The sequence below is a fragment of the Pseudomonas sp. NBRC 111133 genome (assembly GCF_001320605.1).
Classification (GTDB): domain Bacteria; phylum Pseudomonadota; class Gammaproteobacteria; order Pseudomonadales; family Pseudomonadaceae; genus Aquipseudomonas; species Aquipseudomonas monteilii.
In genome coordinates this window covers 1-15669 of sequence record NZ_BCBJ01000091.1, presented here as the reverse complement: position 1 = coordinate 15669, position 15669 = coordinate 1, and the positions used below count along the sequence as shown (strand labels likewise).

The 15669-nt window shown below is 62.3% G+C and carries 14 protein-coding genes and 2 pseudogenes; 5 read left to right on the top strand and 11 right to left on the bottom strand.

The genetic code is table 11. The features are described 5' to 3' along the window. Positions 1–12: 12 nt before the first annotated feature. The 3 genes from ampE to APH36_RS21615 all read right to left on the bottom strand — a co-directional run bounded on the left by ampE (position 13) and on the right by APH36_RS21615 (position 3657). Entirely contained in the window at positions 13–843 is an 831-nt protein-coding gene (gene ampE, locus APH36_RS21625) for a regulatory signaling modulator protein AmpE (RefSeq protein WP_060500164.1), read from the bottom strand. Beyond that, positions 840–1412 (bottom strand): 1,6-anhydro-N-acetylmuramyl-L-alanine amidase AmpD, encoded by a 573-nt coding sequence (gene ampD / locus APH36_RS21620; RefSeq protein ID WP_060500163.1) that lies wholly within the window; start codon positions 1410–1412, stop codon positions 840–842. Before ampD ends, ampE begins: the two co-directional genes overlap by 4 nt. An 88-nt stretch (positions 1413–1500) precedes the next feature. Next, complete coding sequence (locus APH36_RS21615) at positions 1501–3657, bottom strand: DUF1631 domain-containing protein (RefSeq protein WP_060500162.1); 2157 nt, start codon at positions 3655–3657, stop codon at positions 1501–1503. Positions 3658–3899: 242 nt separating this feature from the next. Here APH36_RS21615 and nadC point away from each other — a divergent pair, with 242 nt between their 5' ends. Beyond that, positions 3900–4748: a carboxylating nicotinate-nucleotide diphosphorylase gene (gene nadC, locus APH36_RS21610; protein WP_060500161.1), complete on the top strand. Its 849-nt coding sequence runs from the start codon at positions 3900–3902 to the stop codon at positions 4746–4748. A gap of 60 nt (positions 4749–4808) precedes the next feature. On the opposite strand, the gene trxB is transcribed toward nadC, so the two are convergent. Further along, a complete protein-coding gene (gene trxB / locus APH36_RS21605) occupies positions 4809–5771 on the bottom strand; it encodes a thioredoxin-disulfide reductase (protein ID WP_003247318.1) in 963 nt (320 codons plus the stop codon). Positions 5772–6102: 331 nt separating this feature from the next. On the opposite strand from trxB, the gene cysZ reads away from it, so the two are divergent. Next, a complete protein-coding gene (gene cysZ / locus APH36_RS21600) occupies positions 6103–6831 on the top strand; it encodes a sulfate transporter CysZ (protein WP_060500160.1) in 729 nt (242 codons plus the stop codon). Positions 6832–6871: 40 nt separating this feature from the next. On the opposite strand, the pseudogene APH36_RS33265 reads toward cysZ, so the two are convergent. Next, positions 6872–7288, bottom strand: a pseudogene (locus APH36_RS33265) (methyl-accepting chemotaxis protein); the annotation flags it as partial. Positions 7289–7459: 171 nt separating this feature from the next. After that, positions 7460–8059, bottom strand: a pseudogene (locus tag APH36_RS33260) (PAS domain-containing protein); the annotation flags it as partial. Between the two features lie 307 nt (positions 8060–8366). On the opposite strand from APH36_RS33260, the gene APH36_RS21590 reads away from it, so the two are divergent. Next, entirely contained in the window at positions 8367–9584 is a 1218-nt protein-coding gene (locus tag APH36_RS21590) for a glycosyltransferase family 1 protein (RefSeq protein WP_060500158.1), read from the top strand. 6 nt (positions 9585–9590) lie between these two features. On the opposite strand, the gene APH36_RS21585 is transcribed toward APH36_RS21590, so the two are convergent. From APH36_RS21585 to APH36_RS21575, 3 genes are all read right to left on the bottom strand, one after another. Beyond that, positions 9591–10457 (bottom strand): RHS repeat-associated core domain-containing protein, encoded by an 867-nt coding sequence (locus APH36_RS21585; protein ID WP_060500157.1) that lies wholly within the window; start codon positions 10455–10457, stop codon positions 9591–9593. Positions 10458–10581: 124 nt separating this feature from the next. Further along, positions 10582–11064: a glutathione peroxidase gene (locus APH36_RS21580; protein WP_060500156.1), complete on the bottom strand. Its 483-nt coding sequence runs from the start codon at positions 11062–11064 to the stop codon at positions 10582–10584. Positions 11065–11207: 143 nt separating this feature from the next. Beyond that, positions 11208–11693 carry a peptidylprolyl isomerase gene (locus tag APH36_RS21575; RefSeq protein ID WP_060500155.1) on the bottom strand — a complete coding sequence of 162 codons (486 nt, stop codon included), beginning with the start codon at positions 11691–11693 and terminating at the stop codon, positions 11208–11210. On the opposite strand from APH36_RS21575, the gene APH36_RS21570 reads away from it, so the two are divergent. Further along, positions 11692–11994 (top strand): DUF3565 domain-containing protein, encoded by a 303-nt coding sequence (locus APH36_RS21570; protein ID WP_025754816.1) that lies wholly within the window; start codon positions 11692–11694, stop codon positions 11992–11994. The genes APH36_RS21575 and APH36_RS21570 overlap by 2 nt on opposite strands. A gap of 31 nt (positions 11995–12025) precedes the next feature. After that, positions 12026–14113 (top strand): phosphate acetyltransferase, encoded by a 2088-nt coding sequence (gene pta / locus APH36_RS21565; RefSeq protein WP_060500154.1) that lies wholly within the window; start codon positions 12026–12028, stop codon positions 14111–14113. A 33-nt stretch (positions 14114–14146) separates the two neighbouring features. Here the strand turns inward: pta and APH36_RS21560 are convergent, their stop codons facing one another. After that, the gene (locus APH36_RS21560) at positions 14147–14869 is read right to left on the bottom strand and encodes an OmpA family protein (protein ID WP_016501466.1); all 723 of its coding nucleotides are present in this window, start codon (positions 14867–14869) and stop codon (positions 14147–14149) included. Between the two features lie 109 nt (positions 14870–14978). Beyond that, positions 14979–15623 (bottom strand): MBL fold metallo-hydrolase, encoded by a 645-nt coding sequence (locus tag APH36_RS21555; protein WP_082426433.1) that lies wholly within the window; start codon positions 15621–15623, stop codon positions 14979–14981. Positions 15624–15669 lie beyond the last annotated feature (46 nt).

Below are 15669 nucleotides of genomic sequence, written 5' to 3'. Positions count from 1 at the left end.
AGCAAATTCAGTTCAGACCAGCACCGTCCACAGCGCAAACCCGGCATACCACAGCACCGCACAACGCAGCAGCAGTTCCCACAAGCTGTCCAGCCGCCCCAACCCGCGCAGGCTGTCTTCTTCCTCGGGAATATCATCGGCAATGCGCCCGACCCTGGCCACCAGGTGCGCGGCACTGATGTGCCAGTTGAGCACCTCGTGCAACATCACGCGGGTGACCGAGAGGAAGTTGCCCACCAGGGCAAAGCTCAACGCCAGTACCCGCACCGGCAGCCAGTCCATGACGTGCCGCAGCTGTTCGGCCCGCGCCTTCAACGCAGGCTGCTTGCTGTGCTCGCCGCACAGCGCCAGCAGGCGATAAGCCAGCGCCGCCCCAGGCCCCAGCACGAAATACCAGAAGATCACCGCGAAAAAGCCCTGGTACACCTGCCACAGCAGGTTGCCCTGCACCCTTGCCAGCAAGCTGTGCGGCTCGTCGGCGGCCAGCCCCAGGTCACGCTCTGCAACATGCAGCGCCGCCTGGTCATCACCACGCCGCCAGGCATCGCGGAACGGCCCAAGCGAGGCCTTGGCATCACCACGGTCCAGGCTATAGACCAGCACCAGCAGGTGCACCGGCAACGCCAACAGCCCATACGCCACCGGCTCCAGCACGTGCAGCAGCAACACCAGCAGCATGACCGGTGCCAGCACCAGAATGGCCAGCGTCCACCACGGATGTACCTTGCCGCTACGCTCCAGGCGCACCAGTTCGCCAAGGAAAAACCCGTCGCGCTGCACGCGGTGGCGCAGGGCCGAGAACTTCTCGACCCACAATGCCAGCAACAACACCAGAAAACTCATGCCTTGTCCTCGTTGTGCAACAACGCTTCGCGGTAGCGCGGCCAATCGAAGGACGGGCCGGGGTCGGTCTTGCGTTGCGGGGCAATGTCGCTGTGGCCCTGAATGCGGCTCAGGTCGATGGCCGGCCAGGCGCTACGAATGTGCCGGGTAAGTTGTTCCAGCACGGCGTACTGGGCGTCGGTATAGGCCTGGTCGTCAGTGCCTTCCAGTTCGATACCGATGGAGAAATCGTTGCAGCCTTCGCGCCCGTCAAAACACGAAACGCCAGCGTGCCAGGCGCGATCGAGCAACGACACGAACTGGGTCACCACCCCGTCACGCTCGACGAACAGGTGCGCCGACACGGTCAGGTGCTTGATGCTGTTGAAGTAAGGATGATCATCGGGGTCCAGGCGGTTCTGGAAAAACTGCTGGACCTTGCCGGTGCCGAAACAGGCTGGAGGCAGGCTGATGTTGTGGATCACCAGCAGAGAAATCGATTCGCCTTCAGGGCGGGCATTGAAGTTCGGCGAAGGGCAGTGGGTGATTCCGGTTCCGTGAAACCAGCCAGTGGCACGGTCCAATTGCATGGGGCAGATCCTGAAAACGCCGTGAACAGGTCAACAGTATGCCCTGCGCTCAACACCGTTTGCATGTGAATGATTGTAATGTTGCCGTCTACTGCACCCAAGGTTGCCGCAACCCGTCTAGCACCGCCCCCAGCGCCCGCTCGAACAACAAACCGTCATCCAGCATCCGTACGTCCCCTCGGCGCAATGCCTGGGCCAGGGCGGTGCTGTTCCACTCGCACACTTTCATGCCGGTACGGTTGGCGAATACCAGCCTGTCGTGACTACCGACGTGCGCCACCAGTTTGCAACGCAACGGTTCGCCGTCATCCATGACTTCAACCCAGCTGCCGATGCGCAAGCGCTGCACATGCTGCAGCGCTGCCGTCTGCCCATCGGCAAATTGCAGTGGTGCACAGGCCGGTTCTTCGGCCATCGCCAGCACGATGTCCTCGTCCACCCGCACTTCGGCAAAGGGCTTGTCATGGCCCGCCGGTAGCTCAGTGCCCGCACAGGCATGCAGGTGCAACTGCTCCAGTTGCAGGAAGAACTCTCGGGTTGCTGCCGAATCCAGCGCCACGCTGGCCAGGCCATCGCGCAGCGCCTTGAGCAGGCCCGGCACCTGCTGCAACAGTTGTTGCGGCTCATGCCCCGGGGTGATGCTGGCCAGTAGCGCATCCACGGTCTGCAGGGCATCGCGCCAGCCCTGGGAGGCTTCACCCTGCTTCAGCCAGGCCAACTGCAGTACCTGGCTCCAGGCTTGCACCAGCATCTGCACCACCACCAGGGGCAATACCCGACCGCGCAGGCGCTGGTTGAGCACCTGCTGCACCTGGTGCAGCGCCTGCAAGGCACGGGCCCGCCCCTCTTCGGCGTCGCGGGTGCGCTGTTCAAGCAGCTCGTTGCGCCGCCGTTCCTCCTGGTTGGATGCAAGAAACTCATCGAGAAGATCGGCAAACAGGCCAGCATCTTCGGCAAAATCATTGAGCAGGCGCTGGACTGTGCTTTCTACCCGCAGGTGAAGGCTGTCACGCAGGCCTTCGCTGCCGCACGCCCAGCCAATGGCCGCGCCCGCAATCTCGTTGATCAGCCGGCGCCCAGGGTGGCTGGCCCGGCTGAACAGCCCCTTGTCCAGCAAGGCTACCTTGAGCAAGGGAATATGCAGGCGCACAAGCAGTGCGCGCAGGCTGGCGGGCAGGTTGTCATCACGCTGGATGAACGCGAACACCAGGCCGACCAGATTGATCACGTCCTCATCGTCCACGGCGATGCGCCGGCGCGTGCCGCTGCGCACACTGACCCGCAACAGCAGTTGCTCAAGCTGCTGGCCAAGCTCGAAGTCATCTGCCTCGTGAGTGACGGGTACATAGTGTTGCAAGTGCGACAGCAGGCGTATCAGGTCGGCCGTGCTGATCGGCTGGGCAGCAGCCACCGCCTGCAATCGCGGTGCGAACTGCCCGCGCAGCGGGGCCAGCAGAATTTGCAATGAGGCGAAATACGCTTGCCCTGCCGCGTCTGCCCCAACGTCCTGGCCTTGGCTCAACGACCCTCGTCGTGTGCGCAAGCGCCTGTCTTCGGCGCGCCGGCGCGGTGCAGGCTGCAACTCCGGCAGTACACCGGCTGCGGCCAATAGCTGGTTGGCGTCGGCATAGAGGATGTCGGCATCACGCAGCACATAGCGCTCGAACAGCTTGAGCAGCACCAGCTTGACCCGTAAACCAACCCCCAGGTTGCGCCCCGCGTCCAGGAAGTACCCGCACAAAGCGGCCGGGCCCAACGGGTTGTGCTGCTCATGCAGGGGGCGATCGAGCAGCGCCTGCAAGCGCAGGCGCAGTTGCTGCAGGGCAATACCATCGCGTGACAGCACCCGCGCAACCATGCCCTCCATGGCCGCAGCCCGTTCCCGTTGGGCCTTGCTCCGCAAGCTGCACGGTTCGGCCAGGTGCGCCAGCGGGTCGGGCTGGCCGATGCGTGCGTAGGTGTCATGGAAGGTATCAAGAAAGCCGCGTTCGATGCTTTTGCGCTTGAGCCTCAGATCACGCATGGCTTCGAAGTACAGATGCTGGTCATAACGGTCGAAGGCCTTGTCAGCCATTTCGAAGAGCGTGTCATCGGCGTTGTCGAACAGGTCCTGCAAGCCTTGGCGCAACTGCAAGGCAGCCTTGTCGCGCACCTGCAGCAACAACACCGGAAGGCAAGGAAGAGGCATACGCCCCCCTGGGTCGATGGCCGCCGCCAAGGGCACCACCTTGCCTTCTTTCTGCATCCTGGACTCCTTGCAGGGTGTCTTGCCCGACAGGGGCTGATGATCGTCAAAGCTATGACGCCAAATACTGGGCGCTATTATCGGTAAAAAATCGCATCGCTGCCAGCGCCGTTTCGCCGAGCGGTTAATGACCCGAATGGGCTTGAATGGCTCACAACGCCGACCAACGGACATCGCCAAGGCGGCTGTACACACCAGCCCCCTGCCCTATAATCGCGGGCATCTAGCTAGTGGAGCCGAACATGCCGAACCTACGCCTCGCCGACCTGACCGCTGAAATCGAAGCCAACGTGCGCCGTGCACTGTTGGAAGACATCGGCAGTGGCGATATCACCGCGCAGCTGATCCCGGCCAAGCGCCTCGCCAAGGCGACCATCATCACCCGCGAAGACTGCGTGATCGCCGGTACCGCCTGGGTCGATGCCGTTTTTCGTCAGCTCGACCCACGCGTGGCGGTGCACTGGCAGGTGGCGGACGGTGAGCGGGCGACTGCCAACCAGCCGCTGTTCCACCTCGAAGGCCCGGCCCGTTCGCTGCTGAGCGGTGAGCGCAGTGCGCTGAACTTCCTGCAGATGCTGTCGGGGGTAGCCACCCGTGCGCGCTTCCTGGCCGACCTGGTGGAAGGCACCCAGGTGCGCCTGCTGGACACCCGCAAGACACTGCCGGGCCTGCGCCTGGCGCAGAAGTACGCGGTAACCTGCGGCGGCTGCGACAACCACCGCATCGGCCTGTACGACGCGTTCCTGATCAAGGAAAACCACATCGCTGCCAGCGGCGGCGTGGCCGAAGCCGTGGCCGCTGCACACCGTATTGCGCCAGGCAAGCCGGTTGAGATCGAAGTGGAAAGCCTGGATGAACTGCGCGAGGCGCTAGCCGCTGGCGCAGACATCATCATGCTTGATGAGCTGAACCTGGACGAAATGCGCGAAGCAGTGCGCATCAACGCGGGCAAGGCCAAGCTGGAGGCCAGCGGCGGGGTCAACGAAACGACCCTGCGTGTGATTGCCGAAACCGGCGTGGACTACATCTCGATTGGTGCCATGACCAAGGATGTGAAGGCGGTCGACCTGTCGATGCGGTTGAGCCTGTAAGCTGATTGCGGGCAATAAAAAACCGGCTTTTCAGCCGGTTTTTTTAGGGGTGTTACCCGATCAGAACGAGGCGTTGGCCAGGCCGTCCAGGTAACGTTCTACGTCCAGAGCAGCCATGCAGCCGGCACCCGCCGAGGTGATTGCCTGGCGGTAAACGTGGTCTGCCACGTCACCTGCAGCGAACACACCCTCAACGTTGGTGGCGGTAGCGTTGCCTTCACGGCCGCCGTTGACCACCAGATAGCCGTCTTTCAGGGTCAGCTGGCCTTCGAACAGCGAGGTGTTCGGGGTGTGGCCAATGGCGATGAACACGCCGTCGACCTTGATTTCGTCGCTGCTGCCGTCGTTGTTCTTCAGGCGCGCACCGGTCACGCCCATGTTGTCACCCAGCACTTCGTCCAGGGTGGCGTTGAGCTTGAGCTCGATCTTGCCTTCAGCCACACGGGCGTTCAGCTTGTCGACCAGGATCTTCTCGGCGCGGAAGGTTTCGCGACGGTGTACCAGGGTCACCTTGCTGGCGATGTTGGCCAGGTACAGCGCCTCTTCCACGGCCGTGTTGCCACCGCCAACCACGGCGACCGGCTTGTTGCGGTAGAAGAAACCGTCGCAGGTGGCGCAGGCCGAAACGCCCTTGCCCATGAAGGTTTCTTCCGACGGCAGGCCCAGGTAACGGGCGCTGGCACCAGTGGCGATGATCAGTGCGTCGCAGGTGTACTTGCCGCTGTCACCCTGCAGGGTGAACGGCTTGTTGGCCAGGTCGACGGCATTGATGTGGTCGAAGACGATTTCGGTTTCAAAACGCTCGGCGTGCTCTTGCATGCGCTGCATCAGGGCCGGGCCGGTCAGGCCGTGGGGGTCGCCCGGCCAGTTGTCGACTTCGGTGGTGGTGGTCAGCTGGCCACCGGCCTGCATGCCGGTGATCAGCAGCGGCTTGAGGTTGGCGCGGGCAGCATAGACTGCGGCGCTGTAACCGGCAGGGCCGGAACCGAGAATGATGACGCGCGAATGACGTACTTCAGACATGTCGAACTCCTGTCGAGCGGGCCGCACGGGCCGGCATCGGTGCACCGGCTGCGCCAGCTGGAAATTTAAAACGGACCCACGCAGCACTTGGGGAAGGCTACAACGCGCAGGCCCGAAAAGCGGAAAGTTGAGCGCACTGTAGCGAGGTCGCAAAGATTAAGGAAATATCCTTAGACAATCCACCTCATAGGCACCGTCTATTCGTTGATTTCATCGATATCCCAGACCCCGGCGCTTTTGTTACAGACCGTTTCCCGCTTGCCAGCTGCCTTTCGTCGGAGCGGCAAACTCGGTAAGGTCAGCGCGTTTTCCTTCTCTGCGGAGTCTCCCGATGCAAGCCCCTGTCCTCTCCGGCCCCCACTACCTGCGCGAAGGCCTGAAACTGGTGCTGAGCCCCAACCTGCGGTTGTTCGTGCTGCTGCCGCTGGCGGTCAACCTCCTGCTGTTCGGTGGCCTGATCTACTTCGCCGGCCATCAGTTCGGCCTGTGGCTGGACGCGCTCATGCCTACGCTTCCGGACTGGCTGAGCTTCCTCAGCTACATCCTCTGGCCGCTGTTCGTGGCCTTGCTGATACTGATGGTGTTCTTCACCTTCACCCTGGTGGCCAACATCATTGCCGCACCGTTCAACGGCTTTTTGGCGGAGAAGGTCGAGGTGGTGGTGCGCGGCCAGGATAACTTCCCGGCGTTCAGCTGGGGTGAGCTGGTGGCCATGGTGCCGCGCACTTTCAGCCGCGAAATGCGCAAGCTGGGCTACTTCCTGCCACGGGCTATTGGCCTGTTCATCCTGTCGTTCATCCCGGTGGTGAACGTGGTGGCCGCACCACTGTGGCTAATGTTCGGGGTATGGATGATGGCCATCCAGTACATCGACTACCCGGCGGACAACAACAAGATGAGCTGGCAGGACATGCTCGCCTGGCTGCGCAGCAAGCGCTGGCAGAGCCTGAGCTTTGGCGGGATTACCTACCTGGCGTTGATGATTCCGGGGGTGAACGTGGTGATGATGCCGGCGGCGGTGGCGGGGGCTACGTTGTTCTGGGTGCGGGAGCGCAACTGACCCCCGCCCCCATCAGATCAATCATTGCCTGGCCGGGGCTTCACTGCCCCAACCGGCTGGAAAACTGCCCCACCACATCCACCACCCGTTTCGCCCCGTCCTGGATTTCGACAATCACGCTACCCGTCTCGTCAGCCAGTGCCAGCCCCTGCTCGGCCTGGCGCTTGCTGGTGTCGATGATCGCCACCGCCGCCTGCGCCAGTTGCTCGTTCTGCTTCACCACCCGGGCGATTTCCTCGGTGGCGGTGCTGGTACGCGAGGCCAGTTGACGCACTTCGTCGGCAACCACGGCAAAACCCCGCCCCTGCTCGCCGGCACGGGCCGCCTCGATAGCGGCATTGAGCGCCAGCAGGTTGGTCTGCCCGGCGATGTCGCTGATGGTCTTGATGATGGAACCGATTACCCGCGACTGGGTATCCAGAGCCTGAATGCCCTCGGCCGCCTCCTGCATCGAGGCTTCCAGGCCACGCATCACGCTGACGGTCTGGGTAACCACATCGGTGGCCTTCTGGGCGCTGACATCGGTACCCAGCGAGGTGTTGTAGGCAACATCTGCTGCCTCGGCCACCGCCTGTTCCTGGTTGACCTGGTCGGTAATCACCGTGGCGAACTTGACCACTTTGTACAGCACGTCATGGGCGTCGAAGATCGGGTTGTACGAGGCCTCCAGCCAGATCACCCGGCCGTGGGCGTCGATGCGCTTGAAGCGCTCGGCAACGTATTCACCACAGCGCAGCTTGTCCCAGAACGCCTGGTAGCCGGCCGAATTGGCCTCTTCCGGCTCGCAGAACATGCGGTGGTGCTTGCCGCGAATCTGTTCCAGGCGATAGCCGACGGTGGCCAGAAAACGGTCATTGGCAGTGAGGATGGTGCCATCCAGGCCGAACTCGATAACGGCGGTCGAGCGCATCAACGCCTTGATCAGGCTTTCATACTCGCGTGAGGTCTCGATGGTGCGGGTGAGGTCGCTGGAATGCAGGGTGAAGTACTTGATACGCCCTTCGCTGTTCTTCACCGGCTGCAGGATCGAGCGCAGCCAGGCTTCCTGGCCATTGCCGCGCAGCAGGCGGAAGGCACCGTTCAGGTGCTCGCCACGGGTGATCGCGCTTTTCATGCGTTGGTAGAAATCCAGCGACTTCACATGCGCGGGGACGATGTCCTCGATGTTGCGTCCAAGCAATTGTTCGGCACGGTAGAGCATCTCGCTCTCGAAGTTGCCGTTGACCATCTCGATCCGTCCCTGGGGGTCGAGTTGAAGTACCAGCATCTCGTTGTCGAGGCTACTCTTGACCTGTTCCACGGACATCAGGTCTTCGCGCAGTTGCCGGATTTCTTGCTTGAGCTTGCTGTTGAACATCACCGCACTCCTGGAGCGCATCACCTAGTCGAATGCATCTTCATCGGCTGCCGGTTGCACCTTCTTGAGTGCCGCACCAGGAAATATTCAAAAAGGCGCAAGCGTCGGCGGTCGGGCGTCATCTGCATGTCACATGGCCGTCACATTGGCGCAATCCAGCAGGCGGAAACTTTTTGTCATGAATACACCCGCCCTACGCGTTACCTTGGTCAGCGAAACCTTCCCACCCGAAATTAACGGCGTGGCCAACACCCTTGGCCGCCTTGGCGAAGGGCTGCGCCAACGCGGCCATGAGGTCGAGGTAGTGCGCCCGCGCCAAGCCGGCGAAGCACCCGTGCACAACGACCCGCACCTGATGCTGTGCCGTGGCTGGCCGCTGCCTGGCTACCCCGGTTTGCAGTGGGGCGAGGTGTCGATGCACAAGTTGCTGCGCCGCTGGCGCCGGCAGCGCCCGGATGTGCTGTACATCGCCACCGAGGGGCCGCTGGGGCTCAGCGCACTGCGCGCGGCCAGGCGCCTGGGGATCGCGGTGGTCAGCGGTTTCCACACCAACTTCCCGCAGTACTCCGGCCAGTACGGCCTGGGTTTGCTGGCGCGCCTGCTCACCCACTACCTGCGCTGGTTCCATAGGCGCACGGCGATCACCCTGGTGCCCAGTGTCAGCCAGCGTCTGGAGCTTGAACGCCGTGGGTTCGAGCGCCTGGAACTGCTCGCACGGGGTGTCGATGCCTGCCTTTTCAACCCGTCGCGGCGCAGCCAGGCGTTACGCGAAAGCTGGGGGCTCGCCCCGGACGATCTCGCCGTGGTGCATGTCGGTCGGCTCGCTGTGGAAAAGAACCTTGGCTTGCTGCGGCCTTGCCTTGAGGCATTGCGGAAGACTTATCCACAGAAACGCCTGCGTCTGATCCTGGTGGGTGACGGCCCGCAGCGCGCCGCCCTCCAACAGCAGATGCCGGATGCTGTGTTCTGTGGCGCCCAGCGCGGCGAGGTACTGGCCGAGCACTATGCCAGCGGTGACCTGTTCCTGTTCCCTAGCCTGACCGAAACGTTTGGCAATGTGGTGCTCGAAGCCATGGCCTCGGGGTTGGCGGTGGTTGCCTATGACGAGGCGGCGGCTGCGCAGCATATTCGCCATGGCCACAGCGGTGCGCTTGCCATGCCGGGGGACCAGGCAGCGTTTGTGGATGCGGCTTGCTGGCTGTTGGAAGAAGAAGAGACGTTGCGCCGGGTACGGCTGAATGCGCGACAGCATGCCAGCCGCCAAGGTTGGCCGGCGATTGTCGAGCAATTCGAAATCTACTTGGATGCAGCGTCAAAAAGGGATGCCATACGCCTACTGTGCACTGACTCAATGGCAATGAAGATCAAGCCTGAGTCACCCTCAACGCGCATCTAGACGAGTTTAATGCCTACCCGTTTCCTTGTAGGCTCTCAAGTTATCCCTTGCCTCCTCCAGTCTTACGATATTTCTGGCTTCTCGCACATGTTGATTGGTCAGCACATCAACAATATAGCTTTTGCCTTCAGCGAAAATTATCTTGCTGCCTTCACCGCCCCGCTCAGCGCTTTGTATCCGCGACTGCGTTATCTGGTTGTTCTGTTTTTGAAACTTCAGGCTCTCGTCTAACATGCGCTCACCGACTTTGACGTCCGCGGGGCTGAGTGTGTGTTTTGCCACCACGGCACCACGGGAGCCTAGAGGTGGCTTTTCCAGCTGAGCGATTCCTTTAAAGATTCTTTCTCCATGCTTAGCTTTAACATATTCATACATTACAGAATCTGCCGCGCTCACGGCCTTTCTTCCAATATGGTTGAGCACACTCTTGAGCCGACTCAGGATATGGCCAGAAGGATCACTGTAGTTGACCGGATCACCCTTGCAATAGGCATAGGGGTTGACTCCAGCCGCCCCGAACGGGCTCCAGTCATCAGCGGCGGTGAAACGCATTAATACAGGGCTGAATAAACGATAGCCATTACCCAACAGATATCCGCCCAGCGCCGTCTCAGGTAGCTGACCCGCGAAACCAGGTATCCCGGGATGCGGCATGTCATGCCCGTACGGTGAATAGCAGCGCGCTTTCATATTCTGCTGCGGGTTAATCAAAAGAACGGATGCCAGCACATCACAGGCGAGCAAAACGGGCATTGGGGAATTTTCCAACAGCACGGCGTGGGCTTGTGCATCTGTACTTATCAGACGCCGCTGCGCTTGCACATCATGGATCAGCGCCAGACGGTCCTGTTGATAAAACAGCTTGATCGCCATCTTCCAAACCTCGTATCCCAGGTTACGGATCTAAAGTTTGGCGACACCTGCCCCCTGACGGCTACTGGCAAAAATGTCAGTGCGCCTGCGTATGCAGGAAGGGCCGCGACGCGGCCCTGGATACTTACCCCAACGCCTTCTCGATCGCCTGCACAACCGCTGGATCATCCGGCGCCGTACGCGGCGAGAAGCGCGCCAGCACCCGCCCATCCTTGCCCACCAGAAACTTCTCGAAGTTCCAGGTGATGTCGCCGGGGAACTCAGCCCCCTCACCCGCCAGCAGGCGATACAACGAATGGCGCTGCGGCCCGTTGACCTCCAGCTTGCCCCCCAGCGGAAAGCTCACGCCGTAGTTGAGGCTGCAAAATTCCTGAATTTCCTTTTCGCTGCCTGGCTCCTGCCCGGCAAACTGGTTGCACGGCAGGCCAAGCACGTTGAAGCCCTTGTCCTTGTAAACCTGGTAGAGGTTTTCCAGGGCCTTGTATTGCGGCGTGAGCCCACACTTGGAGGCAACGTTGACCACCAGCACCACTTGGCCCTTGAACGGTGCCAGGGGCAGTTCCCCGCCGTTCAGCGCGTCCAGTTTCAGGTCGTGAAATGCACTCATGATGACATCCCCTCTCAGGTTCCCGGTTGCCGCAGGCGAATTCCGCCCACTAAAAAGGCGCTCGTCCAAACCGTCCACCTCCCGTAGGAAGGCAAATCGGCTTGCCCGAGCGCCTGGCGGCTTTCTGAGCTTAGCGCAGAAAATCAGTGGTGATGGCCACCTTCACCGTGGATGTGACGGTGAGCGATTTCTTCGTCGCTGGCGTCACGCACGTTGACAACCTTGACCTTGAAGGTCAGGCGCTGGCCGGCCAGCGGGTGGTTGCCGTCAACAGTGACGTCGTCGCCGTCGATGTCGCGGATGGTGACGATCTGCATCTGGCCATCCGGCGCCGAAGCGTGGAACTGCATGCCCACTTCCAGCTCGTCGACGCCTTCGAACAGGCTGCGGTTCAGGGTGCTGACCAGTTCGGCCAGGTATTCGCCGTAGGCGTCTTCCGGCTCGATGGAAACTTCCAGTTTGTCACCGGCCTGCTTGCCTTCCAGGGCTTTTTCCAGGCCCGGGATGATGTTGCCGGCACCGTGCAGGTAAACCAGCGGCGCGCCACCGGCGGAGCTGTCGATGGTCTCCCCGGCGTCGTTGGTCAGGGTATAGTCGATGGAGACAGCCTTGTTGGCGGCGATCAGCATGGGGCAAGACCTTTTGCAAAAGAATGTAGAGCGCACAAGTGTAACGAAGCCATCGTCCGATTGCGAACGTGCGGCGGACGAGCAGCGGCCCATCAGTCGGATCACCGGCTTCCACCAGGACGAAGAAGGCCACTGGGTGGCCGAACTGTCTTGTGGCCATACCCAGCACCTGCGCCACCAGCCACCGTGGCAGGCACGCCCCTGGGTACTCGACCCGGCCCAGCGCGCGCAGCACATCGGCCAGCCTTTCGCATGCGGCTGGTGCGCACAAGGGGCCGATAGCGCTACCCTTGGCCGTTAATTTCTTGCACCGCTTATTTCGAGAAGCACGCATGCAGACATTTTTCATTGCGCCGACCGACTTCGGTGTCGGCCTGACCTCCATCAGCCTGGGCCTGGTGCGCACCCTGGAGCGCGCGGGCCTGAAGGTCGGCTTCTTCAAGCCGATCGCCCAGCCCCACCCGGGTGATACCGGCCCCGAGCGTTCCACCGAACTGGTGGCCCGCACCCATGGCATCAAGCCCCCGGTGCCCCTGAGCCTGGCCCATGTCGAGCGCATGCTCGGCGATGGCCAGCTGGACGAGTTGCTCGAAGAAATCATCCGCCTCTACCAGCAAGCCTGCGTCGGTAATGACGTGGTGGTGGTCGAGGGCATGGTGCCCACCCGCCACGCCAGCTATGCGGCGCGGGTCAACCTGCACCTGGCAAAGAGCCTGGATGCCGAGGTGATCCTGGTCTCGGCCCCGGAAAACGAAGTGCTGAGCGAACTGTCCGGCCGGGTCGAGTTGCAAGCCCAGCTGTTCGGCGGCCCGCGCGACCCGAAAGTGCTCGGCGTCATCCTCAACAAGGTGCGCACCGACGAAAGTATGGCCGACTTCGCCACCCGCCTGCGCGAGCACTCGCCCCTGCTGCGCGGCAACGATTTCCGCCTGCTCGGCTGCATCCCCTACCAGCCTGAATTGAACGCCCCGCGCACCCGCGACGTGGCCGAGCTGCTCGGTGCCCAGGTGCTCAATGCCGGCGACTACGAGCAGCGGCGCATGAGCAAGATCATTATTTGCGCGCGCACCGTGGCCAACACGGTGCCGTTGCTGACCTCGGGTACCCTGGTGGTCACCCCGGGCGATCGCGACGACATCATCCTTGCCGTCAGCCTGGCGGCGATCAATGGCGTACCACTGGCCGGGTTGCTGCTGACCAGTGACAGCAAGCCCGACGCGCGCATCCTCGGCCTGTGCCGCGGCGCGCTGCAGGCTGGGCTGCCGATCCTGTCAGTCAGCACCGGCTCGTACGACACCGCCAACCAGCTCAATTCACTTAACCGCGAAATCCCTGTGGACGACCGCGAGCGCGCCGAGTTTATTACCGACTTTGTGGCCAGCCACCTCGACGCGGCCTGGCTGCACCAACGCTGCGGCACCCCTCGTGAAATGCGCCTGTCGCCAGCTGTGTTCCGCTACCAATTGATCCAGCGGGCGCAACAGGCCAACAAGCGAATTGTCCTACCCGAAGGCGCCGAGCCCTTGCTGGTGCAGGCTGCGGCCATCTGCCAGGCCCGTGGCATTGCCCGCTGCGTGCTGCTGGCCAAGCCCGAGGATGTCGACGCCGTGGCACGCGCCCAGGGCATTACCCTGCCGCCAGGCCTGGAAATCCTCGATCCCGAGCTGATTCGCGGGCGCTATGTCGAGCCCATGGTCGAGCTGCGCAAAAGCAAGAACCTCAACGCGCCAATGGCCGAGCAGCAGCTGGAAGACCCGGTAGTGATCGGCACCATGATGCTGGCCCTGGACGAAGTGGACGGCCTGGTCTCGGGCCTGGTGCACTCCACCGCCAACACCATTCGCCCTGCCCTGCAACTGATCAAGACTGCGCCTGGCTCAAGCCTGGTGTCGTCGGTGTTCTTCATGCTGTTCCCCGAGCAGGTGCTGGTGTACGGCGACTGCGTGATGAACCCGCACCCGAGCGCTGCCGAGTTGGCAGAGATCGCCCGGCAGAGCGCCGAGTCGGCGCAGGCCTTCGGCATCGCACCACGGGTGGCGATGATCAGTTATTCCAGCGATTCAGCCAGCGATGAGGAAGTGGAGAAGGTGCGCGAAGCGACACGCCTGGCGCAAGGTGCAGCGCAGGCGTTGCTGATCGATGGGCCATTGCAGTACGACGCGGCGGCCAACCCGGCGATTGCACGGGACCTGGCGCCGGACAGCCCGGTGGCCGGCCGTGCCACGGTGTTCGTGTTCCCCGACCTGAATACCGGCAACACCACGCACAAGGCGGTGCAACGCAGTGCTGACGGGGTGAGCCTGGGGCCGATGCTGCAGGGGCTGCGCAAGCCGGTGAACGACTTGCCGCGCGGGGCTCAGGTTGACGATATCGTGCACACCATTGCGCTGACGGCGATTCAGGCCAGCGTAGTACGCTAGAAACAGGGGCTGCTGCGCAGCCCCGGCGATCAATCAGGGATACTGCTGAACCTGGCCTTGCTGCTGGTCATACTGCTGACCCGGAATCGGCTTCAGGTTCACTTCCACACGGCGGTTCTGCGCACGGCCATTGGCGTCGGCGTTGCTGGCGATCGGCTGGTCCGGGCCCATGCCACGTACCGAGATACGCGAGGCATCCACACCCTGCGAGGTCAGGTAGGTGCTGACCGCCTGCGCACGGCGCTGGGACAGGTCCATGTTGTGCTGGCGGCTGCCGGTGCTGTCGGTGAAACCGACCACTTCGATGGTGTTCTGGTTGAACTGCTTGAACGAACCGGCCAGGTTGTTCAGCGGCGAGTAGAAGCTAGGGGCGATGTTGGCCGAGTCGGTGGCGAAGGTGATGTTGCCCGGCATGATCAGCTTGATCTGGTCACCCTGACGTTGCACTTCCACGCCAGTGTTGGCCATTTGCGCACGCAGCTCTGCTTCCTGCTTGTCGGCGTAGTAGCCGTAACCGGCAGCAGCAGCACCCACCGCAGCAGCGCCGATCAGCGCACCCTTGCCACGGTTGTTGTGGTCGATGGCGGCACCGGCGATGGCGCCGGCCAGCGCGCCCAGGCCGCCGTACTTGGCGGTCTTGCTCATCCCCGTGGAGCCCTGCGCCTGACCCTGGTTGTCATAAGGGTTCTGGCCGGCACAGCCGGTCATCAGGGCAGCGGCAGTTGCGACGATAATCAGACGACGCATGGTGAACATGGACAAGCTCCTACTGAAATTCATAAATGCGGCAGATCTCAAAGGGATCTATGCCAGCCTTGGATTGCCTCGGCAACGAAAAATTCCATGAAAGTGCCTTCATGTGCCATCAGGCACGTACGAAGGGATTTTCGCGCATTTCATCGCCCAGCCGAGTATCGGGCCCGTGGCCAGTCACCACGATGGCCTCTTCGTCCAGCCGGTACAACCGCTCCTTGATGGAACGCACGATTGCCCGCTGGTCCCCACCCCACAAATCGGTGCGGCCAATGCCCCGGCGGAACAGGGTATCGCCCGCAATCAACAGCTTGGCATCGGCGAACCAGAAGCTCATCGAGCCCGGGGTATGGCCTGGCGTATGCAGGGCCACACCGCAACCGCAGGCCAGCTCTTCATCATCGCCCAGCCAACGGTCGGGTGACGGCACCGGAGTATAGGGAACGCCGAACATCTGGCACTGCATCTCCAGGTTGCCCCACAGCACCTGGTCGTCCTTGTGCAGGTGCAAGGTAGCGCCGGTCAGCTCCTTGAGCTTGCCCGAAGCGAGGAAGTGGTCGAAGTGCGCGTGGGTGTGGATGATGCTCACCAGCGTCAGGCCGTGGGCCTGCAGGCGTGCCAGGATTTTGTCCGGGTCACCGCCCGGGTCGACGACGATGGCCTTTTTGGTCAAGGGGTCGCCGATCAAGGTGCAGTTGCATTGCAGGGGGCCTACGGGGAAGGTTTCGCGGATGAGGGTGGTCGGGGCAGTGTTCATGAAGGGCCTGTCTTGGACGCTGCAGCGCCTGTGAGATCGAGCGCCG